Below are 16915 nucleotides of genomic sequence, written 5' to 3' on the forward strand. Positions count from 1 at the left end.
CAATTCGTCAGTGATACGTGCAGTTTGCGCTTATATACATTCCAGCTGTCTACCCTACATAAACCGCGCCAGTGCTTCATAGGGTTTGCCAACATAAGTGTCGCGGTAAGGTTCCAGTCCGGTTACACCGGCTTCTTGCAATTGTTGCAATAAGTCTTCGCTTAAGTACAAGACACCGTGATTCCGTCTATGGCGCCACAACGGCAAGGCGGCAAGTTTATCCAGCAACTCCGGAGTCTGTTGTACGATCGGCAGGTATTTTTCCTCATAATAATCAAGCGCAAACATTTTGAGCTGCTGTTAGACAGGGATGCTGCCGCCCAAATTGTCGATTTCGACAAACCGGCGTACGTTCATTTGATAATAAGGAACAGTGTTGATCGGCTTCTTTTTTCGGACCCAAACAGGCACTTCATGAAATTGGTGGCGGAAATCGTCGAACGACTCGACGATTTCCTTGACCTTTTGACTCACAAGCGCGTATTGGCCGGCAACCCACATGTCGGGCAACGGTTTTTCACCGGTGTAACGGAAAATTTCGTAGTCTTCTATATAGGCTTCCGGAAACTCGGGCGCACGATACATTTTGCAATGCGGCCAAGGCGGGCTTAGCGGAATTTCTTCGAACAATTTTTCGAATTCTAAATAGGAGCCAGCGACACCGGAAGGCCGATAGTGACCACGCCAACCTAATTTGGCTTTCTCGCTAACGTTGTTAACGGTATGTAATCGATAAAAATGACTCATGTTGTTTCCTTAGGGGTATTTGGTTGGATAACCGTAATATTCTAACCAACCGGCTGCATACCCGTGTCTTTCATGCTTGATCCGTTTCATAGTTCCCACGCTCCAGCGTGGGAATACAGCCGCGCCGCTCCAGCGGCGTACTGCCCAGGACGCTAGAGCGTCCGCCGCTGTGTCCCCACGCCGGAGCGTGGGGACAATTAGGACCGGCTCACGAAACCCGTCCCGCTTAAGACCAGCTCGTTCGCTGCGGTAAAAATGCCGACTGCTCATTATCCGGTCGCCACCGTTTTACTTTTTTAGTTGACCGTTGAACAAAATTTCTCCCACGGCCAGGCTTTTTTCTCGGTCATTGAACAAAATAACTCCAACATTTTCGTCAGGAGCTTGAACGATGAAGCTCCGCGAGAGAATGATCGAGAAAAATGCTCGGACGTTTTGGTTTTGAGCCGCAGCGTTTTAGAAGATTTCTCGGTCGTTCGAGCTCGACGCTCGAACAATGCAGAAATTTTCGTGATTCTTTGAGTTCCGAGCTCGGCCGTTCCGGAAAATTACTAAAACGTTGCAGTTCTGAGCTCGAGCGTTGGAGAAAATTACTCGAATTACCACCATATCTAACAGCTCAATGGGCCATTTAACCCGGCAGCAACGGTTTGCTGGGAGTGTCCCAAATTTTGTGTAAACGGTAGTTTGGTTTAATGGCTAGGGAAGCGATCTTCGAACTGAATACTAAACCGATTCAAAGCGGCTTTCCAATCGTAGACGGGCATGGTCCAATTTTGGCTGATATTGCGCAACGCCAAATAGAGCAGTTTGGACAAGGCGTCATCACTGGGGAAGACCGCGCGGTTTTTCATGATTTTTCTCAGACTTCGATTCACCGATTCGATGGTATTGGTGGTGTAGATCACCTTGCGAATCTCGGGCGGATAGTCAAAAAAAGGGATGATGTGCCCCCAGTTTCGTCGCCAGATAGGGGCGATCGTGGGATAGGTCTCCAGCCAGTTGGCCTCGAATTCGGTCAGCTTTTGCTCGGCTTCCCTCGCCGTTGCGGCTCGATAAATCTGCTTGAGGTCGTCGGCAACCGACTGGCGCCTTTTGTAGCTGACATAGTTGAGGCTATGACGGACCAAGTGGACAATACACAGTTGAACGGCCGCTTTGGGAAACACGGTTTCGATAGCCTCCGGAAATCCCTTCAGACCATCGACACAGGCGATAAAGATGTCGTTGACGCCACGGTTCTTGAGCTCGGTGACCACTTGCAACCAAAATTTGGCGCCTTCGCTTTGGGCAATCCACAGCCCCAGCACTTCTTTGTGGCCGTCCAGATTGACACCGATGGCCAGATAGACGGCCTTGACCCGCACGCTGCCACTATCGCGCACTTTGGTATGCAGACAGTCGAGGTACACAATCGGGTAAATCGGATCCAGCGGGCGGCTTTGCCAGACGCCCACCTCTTCGAGTACCGCGTCGGTCACCGAGGAAATCAAGGTGGGGGATACCTCGGTGCCGTAAAGCTCGAATAAATGGGCTTGGATTTCCCGTACCGTCAGTCCTCGGGCATATAACGAAATGATCTTATCGTCGAAACCGGTCCAGCGCCGTTGATGCTTAGGAATGATCTGCGGTTCGAATTCGCCATGACGGTCGCGGGGAATCTCGATAGGCAAGTCGCCGAAGTCACCTTTCAGCGTTTTCCGGCTTTTGCCGTTTCGGGCATTGCTGCTGGCGTTGGTCACCGCCTCATGCTTACCGTGGCCCAAGTGCGCGGTCATTTCCGCTTCCAGGGCCCGTTCGACTATCGCTTTGGTCAACTGCTTCAGCAGACCATTGGCACCGATCAGGTCCTCGGGTTTTTGATAGTGCGACATCAAGGCGTCGAGTAGGTCATCCGGTATGGCTTTTGATGATACGGTCATGGTTTCCTCCTTGTCAGGATCGGTAGTTTCCTACCTCAGGGCCGTTTACACAAAAATTCTTACACCCTCGTTTTGCTTCCCGGTAATTCAGTTAAAACGTTTACAAAACCCGTTCCGCTCAGGTTTAGCCTACGTTAATCCGGAAAGCGGTTTTTCGAGGGAAGCATGGCAAGCAATCTGATAAAATCCGTGGTTAATTTATCGATCAAACATTCCCGATTTATCGCTTTAACCACTGAGCACTCACCATCCTATGAAAAATTACAAAATCGCAATATTGGCCGGCGACGGCATCGGCCCTGAAATTACCGCGGAAGCCGTTAAGGTTCTGAAAGTGATTGAAGAACGTAACGACGTAAGCTTCGAATTGTTGCCGGCTGCCTTCGGCGCCTGCGCGTATTTCGAATCCGGTTCGGCGTTTCCGCATCAAACCAAAGCCATTTGCGACGAGGCCGACGCGATCTTGAAAGGTCCAATTGGCTTGAGCCACGAAGACTCCAAGCGCATTCCCATCGACGAGCAGCCCGAACGCGGCGCGTTGCTGCCTCTGCGCCGTCGTTACAACACTTATGCCAACTTTCGCCCGGTATCGCTGCCAAAATCCCTGGCGCACTTTTCGCCGTTAAAAGCGGAAATCATCGGGGAAGGCATTGATTTGGTGATCGTCCGCGAATTGGTCGGCGGCTTGTATTTCGGCGAGAAAGAAATGGGCGTCAACGATGCCGGTTTACGTTATGTGCGCGAAACGCTGGAATACGACGAGTCGCAAATTCGCCAAATCATGCAGCAAGCCTTCAAACTGGCTAGCAAACGCCGCAAATTGCTACACAACATCCATAAAAGCAATGTGCTGAAATCCAGCGTGTTGTGGAATGAGGTGATGGAAGAAGTCGCGAAAGATTATCCGGACGTACAAGTCGTGAATATGCTGGTCGACGCTGCTGCTACCGCGCTGTGCCTGAAACCCACCCAGTTCGATGTGATGGTGATGGAAAACATGTTCGGCGACATTTTGAGCGACCAAGGTGGCGGTATCTTGGGCTCCCTCGGCTTGATGCCTTCGGCCTGCATCGGTCCGGATAAAGCCTATTACGAGCCATCCCACGGTTCGGCGCCGGACATAGCCGGCAAAAACATCGCCAACCCCTATTCGATGATTGGTTCGGTAGCGATGATGCTGGAAAACAGCTTCGATATGGAAGCGGAAGCGAAAAACGTCTGGGCGGCGATGCAGGGCGTGTTTGCCGACGGTTATTCCACCGCCGATCTGTCCAAGCCCGGCAGCGGCGTGACGATGATCAGCACCGTCGAATTCGGCGATAAAGTGGTCGAGAAGCTGCGCGCTATGCCTAAGGTCTAAACGGGCTTTTGGCTTTTAGACCTGAACACGATAACGGGCATAGTGCGGTCCGTCCGGTATTATGCTCGTTAACGTCTTTGTGGCCGTGACAGCCTTATGTGCGTTTTTTAAAAGCACGGGAAACGATTCCGGCTCTTCATGACTGTCGATTAGGGCGACGTGGATAATGCACTTGTGGGAGGGAAACGCCAACCGATACACCGGCTTGGAAATCGTCGCTACTTCGCTTAGCGGCTGACGCTTAGGCTTGCAGCGTTCATTGTCTCGCAGCCGCCGGTTACATACTGGCATGGTGATGCAAGAAAAAATCGATGATGGCATCGCTACGCTGTTCCGGCCATTGCGCATGCGGTTTGTCGCCTTCGCAATACACGGTTTTTACGCCATTGGCGCAACCGGAATAGGCCACGCAACCGTTGCCTATCGTATCGGGAATCGGCTCGCATTTGTTACAGGCCGCCCACCAGCCGGCCGTTTGCTGCCCGTAACCCGGAAACAGCCGGTCCTTGCTGCTGTGCATTATCATCACCGGCAAGGGTTCCGGGCATTTGCGGTCGCGTAAGTCCTCATACGTTACGCCGGCGGCACTGGGGGCAATTGCTGTAGGAACGTGCCGGGTGCCGGTCATAAAGGCTAAAGCCATTGCCGAGGTGCCGCCATCGGAATGGCCGGTTACATAGACCTGTTTTTCATCGATACACCATTTTTTGGCCATCGCATGGGGGATCGTACCCAGTTCCACGGTCGTGCTCGGCGAAAGCTCGGGATGATCGGCATAAGCAACGATAAAGCCGGAGCGGGTAGCGGGTAAAGTGAATCCTGTTATCTTCTCCGTCTTGGCGCGATTCGCACCCGCCGCTGAAAATACCAGTAATAAAGGATGGGCAATCGATGCATCATAATTCTTAGGGGTGCGGACGTTGTAATTTATGCCGTTTTCGGTTTCTTCCCCGTACGTTTCTCCGGCATCGCCACTCAATAGGTCCGGCTGGCAAGCGCCATGCAGCATATCCGGTCGGTAAACGGTTTGCCCTAGTTCCACCGGAACGCCGCTATGATCCAGCCAGAGCATGCCGACCAGCGCTATTACCGGCAATCCGAATAAGACTTTTTGCCAACGATTGCTTTCAAGAAGATAGGACTTTAACTGCGCAATGTTCATTTTGATGGCTCCCTTGATGGGTTCGACGCTTGGTTTAGGCTTCCGGATTTTGCTTGGGCGTAAGCTTTAACGCAGCCCGGAATAAACCGTAAGCCAGCAAAGACAGGCTGGCTATCGTTATCAGCAGCGGCGTATAGTTTTTACCCGGTACCGACTCCAGCCCGACTGAGAACGGAATATGGGTATCCAGGCGCTTATCCTTATCAACGATAGCAATATGCGCCAGGTAATTGCCGGCGCCATAACGGCTAAAGTCCACCGAGACGTTCGCCGTGCCGGTTTTGACTTTTTGTGGTTCCCGATAAAACACCCGCGTACCATCCGGTTCTTTGGTGATCTCGAATTCGACGCTGACATGGCGCAGGCTTTTGCCCTCGTAATCGAACACTAGCTTGGTGGGGCCGACGCCTGGAATGATGTTGCAGTATTCCCGGTTGCCGGACAATGTCGGGGTATACGCCGTAAAATGCACGCGTTCAAAGCCCACTCGCGCATTGCAGTTATCGACCTCTTCGGCCGCGCCGCGATGAGCGTGGGCATTGCCCAACAGCAGGCAGGCCAGCGCCAAGGTCAAGGCAAACCTTGTTCCCTGGCTTTTATAACTGTTATGTGCGGTGTTCATCGGGTTCCTCCTGCAAAGCGTTTAACTTAAGCTGGTCAACGCAATTAGAAATCGAAGGTTTCCACTTCGGAAATCAGAAACGTCGGCGTGCCGCCGCTGGAAATCTCGACCGCATGTGCCGCCGTTTCCTGGCCGCCGGGCGAACTTAGGCAGGCTTGCAAGTCGCTCAGGGTGGGGAAGTACACTTCCGCGATACGATGAAACTGCGCGGCGCTTTGGTCGGCATTGGCTTTAATCAGGGAGGCGACGAAGCGGGTTTTGCCGGCCAGTTTTTCCACGGCCATCGGCACGTGTTCGTCGGCATAGCGGCGTTCGAAGGTTTCCAGATCGGTCGGTACTGGATACATCACAATTAATTTTGCTGCTTTCATAGGTTTCTCGAATGTTTTTGTAAAGGGGAGATGCTATGAGACTCCTATTTTGTTAATTAGTAAAATACCGGTTTTCTATGGAATAATAGGCTTTGCCTATTTAAGTGATGAGCTAAACATGGAAATGCAACAAATACGCTACTTCCTGGCAGTTTGCGATAAGGGCTCGTTTACCCGCGCCGCGCAATCGACTTACGTCGCGCAGCCGTCGTTGACGCAAGCAATCAAAAAGTTGGAAGACGAACTGGGCGGGGAGTTATTCAGCCGCGAACGTAGCGGCTGTCGTTTGACATCGCTGGGGCGTTTGGTGGAGCCGAGCCTGAGGCAGATCTTTCGCGAGGCGCAAACCATCAAAGCCGAGGCTGTCCGCTTCAGCCGTTTGAACACCGTGCCGCTACGCATAGGCGTGATGGCTACTATTGCCGCGCAGCATATGAGCCCGTTCTTCGCCGACTTCCAGCAAGAACGGCCGCATGTGGAATTGGAACTGGTGGTGGATAACGAGTGTAATCTGTTGCAACAATTGGACGAGGGGCAGCTGGATTTGATGGTCAGTGCGCCGACCTCGCCGCTACCGGCGCATTTACAGTCCTTAAAGCTTTACGAAGAGCGTTATGTCGTGGTTTTTAACGACAAGCATCGCTTCAATCAATTATCGGTCATCGATTTGGCGACCATCCAATCCGAGCCTTATCTGGACCGGCTAAACTGCGAATTACGCGAAACCTTGCGCGGCGTTTGCCTAGGCCGGCAGATCAATCTTTATGCGGCTTATAGAAGCAACAGCGAGGAATGGATATTGAGCATGGTGCGGGCCGGGATAGGCGTGGCGTTGATGCCGGAATTCAGCGTACCGAAGCGGGGCGATAAGCTCAAAACCCGATATTTATCCGATCCGGAAATTCGGCGCACGATTTGTGCGGTTTACCAGGACTCGGCGGCTACAAATCCGGAAGTAAACCAGTTGCTGGAAAAGTTTAAAGTTGGTTTTTGACGAGGGCGATTAGCTTATCCGCGTCTTCGCTAAACAATTGTGTCAATTTGCGCACAAACCGCCGCCGCTTAGCCGGGCGAACCCGGATTAATCATCGTTCCCAGGCTCTGCGTAGGAACGCAGCCTCTGACGCTCCGGCGTCCTGCTGAACAAGGCAAACATGGGCAGAAGCCGCTACGTCATCACCGAAGCCAACAAAGCGCATGTCATCACCTGCACGGTAGTGGAATGGCTGGCCGTTTTCACGCGCCCGAAACCGGGCCAGTCGTCCTGGACAGTTGGCAATATCAACGCCAACGCATCGGTTTGAAACTTTACGGCTACGTGATCCTGGAAAATCATCTGCACTTCATCGCCCTGGCCCCGGAGCTGGACAAATACGTGACCAGCTTCAAAGCCTATACCGCCCGCAGGATCATCAATCATTTGCAGCAACAAAACTGCTCCAACGGCTGTGCTTTGCCAAAGCGGCGCATAAACAAGATCGCGAATATCCGTTCTGGCAAGAAGGCGTGCATGCCGAATTGATTTTGAACGAAGCGATGATGCGGGAAAGCTGGATTTACATCCTCGCCAACCCGGTTAAACGCGGTTACGTGAATTTGCCGCAGCATTGGCGCTATTCTAGCGCCGCTAACTATGAGGGCTTGATGGGGTTGATGGTGATCGACGTTTAGTGACGGACGCTGGAGCGTCCGTGGCGGCGCTCATTTTAACTAATTCCAAAGCAAGGAATCATGTCAGTTAAATCGTGCCCGCGGCCAAATCGGTAAACGTAAGCTTTAATCCCTTACCCACTCTTCAACCAAACGGCTTGGTATATGCGGAGATTCGCTGGATTGCGGGTGGTTTTTGCCGGCGATGACGCAATAGATCACGCGCAGGGTGTCTGCCAGTAATAGCCAGGTGATCAGCATGAATAAGCTGGTTAAGCCGGCATTCAAATAGTCATTGAAGATCAAATGGGGCGCGCTTTTCACTTGCTCGGCTGGGAGAGCGCCGTTGGCGAGTCGGGCGGATAAATCCGCGGCATGCGATAAAAATCCCACCCGCAAATCGGCGGCAAACAATTTTTCCCAAGCGGCGGTGCTGGTGACGATAATCAACCAGGCCAAGGGCGTTGCCGTTACCCAAACGTATTTCAGTTTGTCCGACTTCACCAAGATTGTGGTGGCCACGCATAAGGCAATTGCCGCCAGCATTTGGTTGGCAATACCGAATAAAGGCCACAGGCTGTTGATACCGCCCAAGGGGTCGATGGTGCCCATGTACAGAAAATAGCCCCAAGCGCCCACTACCAATCCACTGGTCAACAAGATGCTGGGGTAGCTGTTGGTTTTCGCCAGACCCACATTACCCAGAATGTCTTGCAGCATGAAGCGGGCGACGCGAGTGCCTGCGTCCAGAGTGGTCAAAATGAATAAGGCCTCGAACATGATCGCAAAGTGGTACCAGGCCGCGAGCAGGTGCTCGCCGAACACCTGCGCGAACAAACTTGCCATACCTACCGCCAGCGACGGCGCGCCGCCGGTACGGGCGAACAGCGTGGATTCGCCCATGGTTTTGGCCAGGGTCTGCATCTGCTCGACGCTCACCGGAAAGCCCCAGCTGCTGATCTTGGCGACTGCATCCGCCGCTTCTTTACCGACAATGCCAGCCGGGCTGTTGATCGCAAAATATACGCCAGGCTCCAACACCGATGCGGCAATCATGGCCATGATGGCGACGAAGGATTCCATCATCATCGCCCCGTAGCCGATGAAGCGGGCGTCTTGCTCGTTAGCCAGCAATTTGGGCGTAGTCCCGGAGGAAATCAGCGCATGAAAGCCGGAAATGGCTCCGCAGGCGATGGTGATAAACACAAACGGAAACAGTTTGCCGCCGAAAATCGGCCCCGTGCCGTCGATGAATTGGGTGAGCGCCGGCATTTTCAATTCCGGGCGTAACACGACGATAGCAACTGCCAACGCGGCGATGGTACCCAGTTTCATAAAGGTGGACAAATAGTCGCGCGGCGCAAGTAAAAGCCAGACCGGCAATACCGCCGCCGCGAAGCCGTACAAAATGACCATAACCGCCAATTGCGGGGCGTCGTAATCAAACCAGCTGCGTATTGTCGGACTATCATCGATCCAGCCGCCGCCGAGGACCGCAAATATCAACAACGAGACCCCGATTAAAGTGGCCTCCAACACCCGGCCCGGTCTTAAATGGTGTAAGTAACAGCCCATCAGTACGGCTATCGGAATAGTAGCCGCTACTGTGGAAGTGGCCCAAGGGCTGTGTTTCATGGCATTCACGACCACCAACCCCAGTACCGCGATCAGGATCACCATAATCATCATCACGCCTATCATGGCTGCGGTGCCGCCAATAGCGCCCAACTCGTCTTTCGCCATTTGCCCTAGTGAACGGCCATCCCGGCGGATCGAGAAAAATAGCGTGACAAAATCCTGTACACAGCCGCCAAGCACTGCTCCCACCAGTATCCACAGCGTGCCCGGCAGATAGCCGAATTGGGCGGCCAAGGTCGGCCCGATTAAGGGGCCGGGACCCGCGATTGCTGCAAAATGGTGCCCGAACACCACCCATTTATGGGTAGGCATAAAGTCGCGGCCGTCGTCGAAACGCTCTGCGGGGGTGGCGCGGCTTGGGTCCAATACCAAAACTTTGGTCGCAACAAATGCGCTATAGAAACGATAACCCAGCGCGTAGATACAAATCGCCGCGACGATCAGCCACATGCTATTAATGGATTCGCCGCGTTGCAAAGCAATGCCGCCGACGGCGAAGGCGCCGGTCAGGGCGACGCAAGCCCAGAAAAAAATGGACGGTACTTGTTTGTTGGGGCCAGACATGGCGAGTTCCTTTGGATTGTAATCGGTGTACTGCGTGATAGAGTTCGCAAAATGGTAGCATGTCAGCGTCAATTGCTGTTGGCGGATTAGCTCGGAAACCTACTGTTTTGAACAGTTTTACCGTCAATTCGCCACCGCCATTGGCTGGTTTTGTTCAAGTGGATTGAATAGGCCTTAGCCGCTGACTTGCCGGCGTATAATTAAGACTTGCTATCCATTACAGATAAAGGAGGACGAGAAGATGAACAGAACGATTTTCAGCGGTTTATGTTTGGTTGCTTTGGCTTTAATGCCGTTTGGCTGGGCTTTCGCGGAAGCCCAACCGACTGCTAAACCCGAACATGGCGAATACCGCGACTGGCGTTTGTTGGGTGTATCTTTGCGCCACGACAAAAACAGCATACGCGCCATCGTCGGTAACCATGTGGCTATCACCGCCGCACGCGCAGGTAAAGTTAAACCATGGCCGGACGGCAGCATCATAGCCAAAATTAAGTGGGGCGAAAGAAAGCATCCGAATTGGGAACAAGCGACTGTGCCAGGCGAATTCACCGCTGCGGAAGCGATGGTGAAAGACAGCAAGAAATACGCTGATACCGGCGGTTGGGGTTTCGGCATTTGGGAAGGCAAAACCTTAAAAATGCTGGATCAAGAAAAATCCGCGCCGTGTTTCGCTTGCCATTTGCCCATGAAAGACAGCGACTACGTTTATACCCTGCCTAATCTCCAATAAACGCGGTTTTTTGAGACAAGAGGCGGTTCATTCGCCTCTAGTTGGGCTACCCATCAAACTGCCGACATGGGCGGCAACACTGTTAGCCAACGCGCTTAAATTGTATCCGCCTTCCAATGCTGAAATGATTCGCCCCTGGCAGCAGGCATCGGCGATGCAAAGCAATTCGTCGGTAATCCAGCGATAGTCGTCTTCCACTAGGCCAAGTGATGCTAAAGGGTCGTCTCTGTGGGCGTCGAAACCGGCGGAAACCAAAATCAGTTCGGGGTTGAATGTTTTCAGTGCCGGCAAAATGGACTGGCGATATTTATCCCGAAAAACCTCGCCGCCGCTGCCTGTGGGTAGGGGAACATTGATAATGTTCCCGACACCGCATTCCGAGGGATGGCCGGTGCCGGGGTAATGCGGCCATTGATGGCTGGACGCATACAGTACTTGCGGCTGTTCGCAAAAAGCCGCTTGGGTGCCGTTGCCATGGTGCACGTCAAAATCCACGATGGCTATCCTGGTCAGGCCGTAGCGGCTGCGGGCATATTCGGCGGCAATGGCGATATTGTTGAACAGGCAAAACCCCATCGCATAATCCGGCATGGCATGGTGGCCGGGAGGGCGGGTAGCGCAAAAGGCCCTGGCGTTTTGGCCGGTGCAAATTCTATCGACGGCGTCGCACACTGCGGCCACCGCGCGCAGAGCCGCTGGTTTGGAGCCGGGCGATACCACGGTATCCGCGTCAAAATTGGCGTAGCCTTGTTCAGGGATGGTTGATAGCACTTTCGCTATCATGGCTTTGCTGTGTATCAAGCCAATCTTATCTTGGATATCGGTGGGAATATCGGGTGCGATTCTTTGCAATGGTGCAAATTGGGGTGCCGACAACGCTTGTTCGATCACATGGAGCCGGTCGATGCTCTCTGGATGGGCTACGCCGGTGTCGTGGCCCAAAAAATCCGGGTGACTATAGTAAAGTGTGCGCATAAGCTTACTCCTGCGGATGTTGCTTAAAGTCGTATCTTTATCGGATTGGCTTCGGCAGTGTATATCCCTTATGCAAATATATCTATAAATATTAATTGGTTAGCAAATTTTTATTGAGCTGAGTTTTTGTGCTGGGGTATAGCGGCACGGGGTCTTTCGTGGACAATCAACGGCTGCGGGTGATGGTGTCGGCCGTGGAAGAGCTTTGCAGGAATCGCTTGGCCTCAAGCGATTCCGCATGATTTCGACTTAAAAGATTGGCTTTGAATGAGCTTTCAAAGTTCTCTAGTCTGACTAAAATGAATGTCGGGCCAACGCTCTTCAGTCAATTGCAAGTTCACCCGGCTGCTGGCCAGATAAACCAAATAGCCGCCGCCATCTTCGGCAAGATTTTCAAAGGCCTTGTTCTTAAACTCTTCCAGTTTGGCCGGATTTTTCGCGCTGACCCAACGCACGGTATTGATCGGCGAAACATCGTAAGCACATTCCACGTTGTATTCGTTTTTTAGACGATGGGCGGTGACATCAAACTGCAAAATACCCACCGCACCAAGGATTAAATCGTTGTTTTTCAGCGGGCGGAACAGCTGGGTAGCGCCTTCTTCGGTCAATTGAATCAAACCTTTTTGCAGCGCTTTGGCACGGAGCGGATCTTTTAACACCACGCGGCGAAACAATTCCGGCGCGAAGTATGGGATGCCGCCGAATTTCAATACTTCGCCTTGGGTAAAGGTGTCGCCAACTTGAATGGTGCCGTGGTTATGCAAGCCTATGATGTCGCCGGCATATGCTTCCTCGACGTTTTTACGGCTGTCCGCCTGAAAGGTAATGGCGTTGGCGACCTGGATGTTTTTGCCAATCCGCACATGATTGACCTTCATACCTTTATCGAATTTGCCGGAACAGATTCTTAAAAAAGCCACGCGGTCGCGGTGCGCCGGATCCATATTGGCTTGGATTTTAAACACAAAGCCGGTGAATTTTTCTTCATCGGGCAGCACTTCGCGTTGCTCGGCTTGGCGTGATCTAGGACCGGGCGCGTATTCCGCAAAGGCGTCCAGCAATTCGATGATGCCGAAGTTATTGATCGCCGAACCGAAAAACACCGGCGTTTGTTGACCCGCCAAATATTTAGCATGATCGAATTCGTGGCTGGCACCTTTTACCAGTTCAATCTCGTCACGCAATTCTTCCGCCTGATAGCCTAGCAGTTCGTCGAGCTTAGGATTGTTCAAGCCTTTGATGATTTCGGCCTTGGCGATACGACCGCCGTGGTGTGGACTGAACAGCAAGATCTCATCTTTATACAGCTGGTAAACCCCTTTGAAGCGCTTGCCCATACCTATCGGCCAAGTCATTGGCGTACATTGAATTTTTAGCACGCTTTCGACTTCGTCAAGCAGTTCGATCGGTTCACGGCCTTCACGGTCCAGCTTGTTGATGAAGGTCAGGATTGGCGTATCCCGTAGCCGGCATACTTCCATCAATTTGATGGTTCTATCCTCTACCCCTTTCGCCACGTCGATCACCATCAACGCCGAGTCTACGGCTGTTAATGTCCGGTAAGTATCTTCGGAAAAGTCTTCATGGCCCGGGGTGTCCAGCAAATTGATGATGCAATCATTATGCTCAAACTGCATGACAGAAGTGGTGACGGAAATCCCCCGCTCTTTTTCCATTTCCATCCAGTCGGAGGTGGCGTGGCGCGCCGCTTTGCGACCTTTGACCGAGCCGGCTAACTGAATGGCGCCGCCGAACAGCAGCAATTTTTCAGTGATGGTGGTTTTACCGGCGTCGGGGTGGGAGATGATGGCAAAAGTGCGGCGCCGCTTGTATTCAGGGAATTCCATTGATTGTTTTATTTGAATTTGCATAGTTGTGTACATAGCTATGTACACAAAATTAAAAGTACATTTCCGGCAATGCGATATGTGTTGCCGGAAAATTTTGGAATTATATCGTAGATTCTTCCCAGGCGATGACGTCGTCCAAATCCCGGAATGGCCTCACATTAAAAGTAACCCAAAGGGGTCATTAAAAGCGGGTCGTTGCCTTACATTGTGTGTAACCGAAATCAAGCGGGTTACCACCATGGAAAAATACCTAGGACACGCCTATTTGCAAACCATCCGGAATCGCTATCGACAAAGCAGACTCCCCGCCAGCAGCATACCAAACCCAATCCGTTTGCTCTTAAGGCCGCCACTGAGCAACAATTGCAACTCATTTTTTCACACGTCCGGGTCACCTCTAATGTGAGGCAAGGACTTTGGTCTTGCGGATACTCTTTTCTACAAGGCAATACGTTATGTCACGAAGCAAAATAAGATCAATACCCCGCCAACCAATGTGGCTGAGTTAAAGATTATCGCTTGGTTTTTACGATGCGGGCCTTGCTCTGTCGCAGGATGAAGGCTTAAACAGTCCATGGCTTAGCGGTGCTCAACACGCACGGCTTTACTTTAGGGGATTGCGGCCATCTAAAGAAAATTCGGCAATTCGCTACTAATCTCCTCCACCACCTTTTTTAACCATCATACCCTTACTCGGGTTATAGCCCATGATTGCCGCCCCCATAAACAGTAAAAATGCCGCGCCGGTAAAGATCAGCGCTTGCTGATTAAATTGCTCGTACAACGCAAAACGAATCAATTCCACTGCTTGCGAGAATGGGTTGTATTGCGCCAGCGTATATAGCACTTCGCTGGATTCTTTGATTTTCCATAACGGATAGAGAGCGGTAGACATGAAAAACAGCGGGAAAATGACGAAATTCATCACCCCGGCGAAATTCTCCAATTGTTTGATGAACGACGACAGCAACAAACCCAAGGCGCCCAGCATCATGCCCGCCAGCACTAGGGCCGGCAAAATCCAGATATAGCCCATCAGCGGCGCTTGAATATCGTACAGCCAAGCTATGCCCAGGAAAGCGTAGGACTGCAACACGCCCACCGCCGTACCGGCGATCAGTTTGCTGCACAATAAAAACCAGCGCGGCAACGGGCAGACCATCAACATGCGCATGCTGCCCATTTCCCGGTCGTAAACCATAGACAGCGAGCTTTGCATGCCGTTAAACAGCAGGATCATGCCCAGCAGACCAGGAGTAATGTAAACCTCGTAGAGGATATAAGTCTCGTAGGGCGGCGCAATGGCTATACCCAACGCGGCTCGGAAGCCGGCGGCGAATACGAACAGCCAAACCAGCGGCCGCACCAAAGCGGAGACAAAGCGTTCGCGCTGATGTAAGAAGCGCAGCAATTCGCGGCCAACGATGCCGATCGTTGCTCGCCAGTAATGTAACAGCCTCATGCTTGCGATCCTTGAGTCAGTTTTTGGAATACCTGGCCGGGATCGGCCCAACCGGTGCTCTGCAATATCTCCGAGAGTTTGCCGCTGGCTTTGACCTGGCCCTTATGCAGCACGATCAAACTGTCCTCGGCGGCGATTTCGTCGATCAAATGCGTCGCCCAAAGCACCGCTAGCTTCTGCTGACTAACCAAGTCATGCACATGGCTAACGATAGCCTGACGGCTGGGCATGTCCAAGCCCACGGTTGGCTCGTCCAGCAACAGCAAACTGGGCTTGTGCAGCAAAGCTCGGGCGATTTCCACCCGGCGCTTGTGGCCGCCGTTCAATTGCCTGACTTTTTCACCGCGCCGTTCGAACATGTTCAAACGCTCCAGCTCTTCCTGTATGCGCTTATCGGCGGCTTTGCGGCCTATACCGTGCAAGGCCGCGTGATAGCGCAGATTTTGCGTCACCGACAAGTCAGGGTCCAGCGTTGTCTGTTGAAACACTACACCTAAGCGCGCCAAAGCTTGCAGGCTTTGTTTTTTAAGATCAAAACCGCAAAGCTCGATGCGCCCGTCCCTGGCGTCGTAAAGCCGGGTGATCAAGGAAAACAGCGTACTTTTGCCAGCACCATTAGGCCCTAGCAAAATCGTGCATTCGCCGGATTGCACATTAAAACTCACGGCATCCAGTGCTTTTTTCGCACCGTAGGCAAAGCTCAGGTTTTCAACCGCTAACGCAATCTCGGTCATGGTTTAACCGCCACGCCCCAAGGATAACGGCCAACCGCGACTGATTTAGTCACCTTATGGTTTTCCAAATCAATAATCGATACATCGTTGCTGACGCCGTTGGTGGTGTACAGACGTTTTTGATCCGGCGAAAACGCCAGATTCCAAACCCGTTGCCCAACCAATAAAAACTTCTCCACTTTATAGGTTTGAGCGTTGATCACCGCAACGCGATTGGCCGGCCCCATCGCCACATAGCCGTAACGCCGCTCCTTATCGATCGCGATCCCCACCGGTTGAATCTGGTCGCTGCTGACGCCTTGGACGTCCAGCTTGATGTTCTGCACGATCTGTTTGGACGCCGCATCAATGATGGTCAGCGTGCCGGCCATTTCCGAGGTGGCCCACAATTGCTGGCTGTCGTCGGTAAACGTCACAGCGCGCGGCCGCGGATCGACCAGCGTGTTATCCGCAATTTGCCGAGTATTGGTATCGATCCAGTGCAGCATGTTGGTAGTTTCAGAAGCGCTAATCGTCCATTTGTTGTCAGGGCTGACGGTAATGCCTTCCGGCTCGACGCCTACCTTGACCTTAGCGACGGCTTTTTTCGCCGTAATGTCGATCACCGTCACTTCCGCATCATCTTCATTGGACACGTACATGAATTTGCCGTCCGGGCTTAACGCGAAAGTTTCAGGGTCTTCGCCGGACGGCAGTTTGCCTATTTCCTTCAGCGTTTCCGAGTCGATTATGCGAATGGTGTTGTCGTCGCTGGTGGCAACGAACAAGGTCTTGCCGTCCTTACTTATCGCTATGCCGCGTGGCCGCTGGCCGACCGGAACGGTTTTGACCAGCTTGCCTTCGACGGGATCGAGCACGGCAATCGCATTATCTTTTTCCAGTGTGACGAATACGGTTTCGGCTTGCGCGGCCGAAGCCAATAAGAAGGCGGCCATTCCGGCCATTTTTATCGGGTGCATAAATTTTTCCTTGGTATGCCTGATGTCATTTTACTGATCTATTGGGTAACGAGGATTTGCGCTTTACTAACAAATCGATGTAATCCGCGGAGATGAATGGTTATAAAACCCATAACACGCTATTTCACAACAAATATCCTCCCTTAGAGCTGGGAAGTTTAAC

At 52.4% G+C, this 16915-nt stretch carries 17 protein-coding genes; 5 read left to right on the forward strand and 12 right to left on the reverse strand.

The window, feature by feature from the left end; genetic code table 11:
• Positions 1-54: 54 nt before the first annotated feature.
• The 3 genes from ACR64Q_RS11360 to ACR64Q_RS11370 form a co-directional block, all read right to left on the reverse strand.
• A complete protein-coding gene (locus ACR64Q_RS11360; protein WP_313734811.1) occupies positions 55-288 on the reverse strand; it encodes a hypothetical protein in 234 nt (77 codons plus the stop codon).
• Between the two features lie 12 nt (positions 289-300).
• Positions 301-747: a hypothetical protein gene (locus tag ACR64Q_RS11365; protein WP_313734813.1), complete on the reverse strand. Its 447-nt coding sequence runs from the start codon at positions 745-747 to the stop codon at positions 301-303.
• A 692-nt stretch (positions 748-1439) separates the two neighbouring features.
• Complete coding sequence (locus ACR64Q_RS11370) at positions 1440-2669, reverse strand: IS256 family transposase (protein ID WP_026600850.1); 1230 nt, start codon at positions 2667-2669, stop codon at positions 1440-1442.
• A 253-nt stretch (positions 2670-2922) separates the two neighbouring features.
• Between ACR64Q_RS11370 and leuB the strand changes: the two genes are divergently transcribed.
• Complete coding sequence (gene leuB, locus ACR64Q_RS11375) at positions 2923-4029, forward strand: 3-isopropylmalate dehydrogenase (RefSeq protein ID WP_313734815.1); 1107 nt, start codon at positions 2923-2925, stop codon at positions 4027-4029.
• 277 nt (positions 4030-4306) lie between these two features.
• Here the strand turns inward: leuB and ACR64Q_RS11380 are convergent, their stop codons facing one another.
• Genes ACR64Q_RS11380 through ACR64Q_RS11390 form a run of 3 tightly spaced genes read right to left on the reverse strand, consistent with a single transcriptional unit; the run spans position 4307 to position 6184 of the window.
• Entirely contained in the window at positions 4307-5191 is an 885-nt protein-coding gene (locus tag ACR64Q_RS11380) for a CE1 family esterase (RefSeq protein WP_313734817.1), read from the reverse strand.
• Positions 5192-5225: 34 nt separating this feature from the next.
• Positions 5226-5813 carry a hypothetical protein gene (locus tag ACR64Q_RS11385; RefSeq protein WP_313734818.1) on the reverse strand — a complete coding sequence of 196 codons (588 nt, stop codon included), beginning with the start codon at positions 5811-5813 and terminating at the stop codon, positions 5226-5228.
• A 44-nt stretch (positions 5814-5857) separates the two neighbouring features.
• A complete protein-coding gene (locus ACR64Q_RS11390) occupies positions 5858-6184 on the reverse strand; it encodes an EthD family reductase (RefSeq protein ID WP_313734819.1) in 327 nt (108 codons plus the stop codon).
• A 118-nt stretch (positions 6185-6302) separates the two neighbouring features.
• Between ACR64Q_RS11390 and ACR64Q_RS11395 the strand changes: the two genes are divergently transcribed.
• The 3 genes from ACR64Q_RS11395 (at position 6303) to ACR64Q_RS11405 (ending at position 7855) form a co-directional block, all read left to right on the forward strand.
• On the forward strand, positions 6303-7178 hold the full coding sequence (locus ACR64Q_RS11395) for a LysR family transcriptional regulator (protein ID WP_313734821.1): 876 nt from the start codon (positions 6303-6305) through the stop codon (positions 7176-7178).
• Between the two features lie 228 nt (positions 7179-7406).
• Positions 7407-7706 carry a hypothetical protein gene (locus ACR64Q_RS11400; protein WP_313734822.1) on the forward strand — a complete coding sequence of 100 codons (300 nt, stop codon included), beginning with the start codon at positions 7407-7409 and terminating at the stop codon, positions 7704-7706.
• Positions 7691-7855, forward strand: coding sequence for a hypothetical protein (locus ACR64Q_RS11405; protein WP_313734824.1), 165 nt, complete (start codon positions 7691-7693; stop codon positions 7853-7855). Before ACR64Q_RS11400 ends, ACR64Q_RS11405 begins: the two co-directional genes overlap by 16 nt.
• A gap of 105 nt (positions 7856-7960) precedes the next feature.
• Here the strand turns inward: ACR64Q_RS11405 and ACR64Q_RS11410 are convergent, their stop codons facing one another.
• Positions 7961-10036 (reverse strand): carbon starvation CstA family protein, encoded by a 2076-nt coding sequence (locus ACR64Q_RS11410; RefSeq protein ID WP_313734826.1) that lies wholly within the window; start codon positions 10034-10036, stop codon positions 7961-7963.
• A gap of 241 nt (positions 10037-10277) precedes the next feature.
• On the opposite strand from ACR64Q_RS11410, the gene ACR64Q_RS11415 reads away from it, so the two are divergent.
• Positions 10278-10769, forward strand: coding sequence for a cytochrome P460 family protein (locus tag ACR64Q_RS11415; protein WP_026600971.1), 492 nt, complete (start codon positions 10278-10280; stop codon positions 10767-10769).
• Between the two features lie 27 nt (positions 10770-10796).
• Here the strand turns inward: ACR64Q_RS11415 and ACR64Q_RS11420 are convergent, their stop codons facing one another.
• The 5 genes from ACR64Q_RS11420 to ACR64Q_RS11440 form a co-directional block, all read right to left on the reverse strand.
• Positions 10797-11744 (reverse strand): histone deacetylase family protein, encoded by a 948-nt coding sequence (locus ACR64Q_RS11420; RefSeq protein WP_026600972.1) that lies wholly within the window; start codon positions 11742-11744, stop codon positions 10797-10799.
• A 275-nt stretch (positions 11745-12019) separates the two neighbouring features.
• Positions 12020-13594 (reverse strand): peptide chain release factor 3, encoded by a 1575-nt coding sequence (locus ACR64Q_RS11425; RefSeq protein WP_036276855.1) that lies wholly within the window; start codon positions 13592-13594, stop codon positions 12020-12022.
• A 655-nt stretch (positions 13595-14249) separates the two neighbouring features.
• Positions 14250-15059, reverse strand: a complete 810-nt coding sequence (locus ACR64Q_RS11430) for an ABC transporter permease (RefSeq protein ID WP_026600974.1) — start codon at positions 15057-15059, stop codon at positions 14250-14252.
• Positions 15056-15793: an ABC transporter ATP-binding protein gene (locus ACR64Q_RS11435; RefSeq protein ID WP_026600975.1), complete on the reverse strand. Its 738-nt coding sequence runs from the start codon at positions 15791-15793 to the stop codon at positions 15056-15058. Before ACR64Q_RS11435 ends, ACR64Q_RS11430 begins: the two co-directional genes overlap by 4 nt.
• Positions 15790-16752 (reverse strand): PQQ-dependent catabolism-associated beta-propeller protein, encoded by a 963-nt coding sequence (locus ACR64Q_RS11440; protein ID WP_026600976.1) that lies wholly within the window; start codon positions 16750-16752, stop codon positions 15790-15792. The genes ACR64Q_RS11435 and ACR64Q_RS11440 overlap by 4 nt, the downstream gene beginning before the upstream one ends.
• Positions 16753-16915 lie beyond the last annotated feature (163 nt).

Source organism: Methylomonas sp. 2F7, from assembly GCF_057126975.1.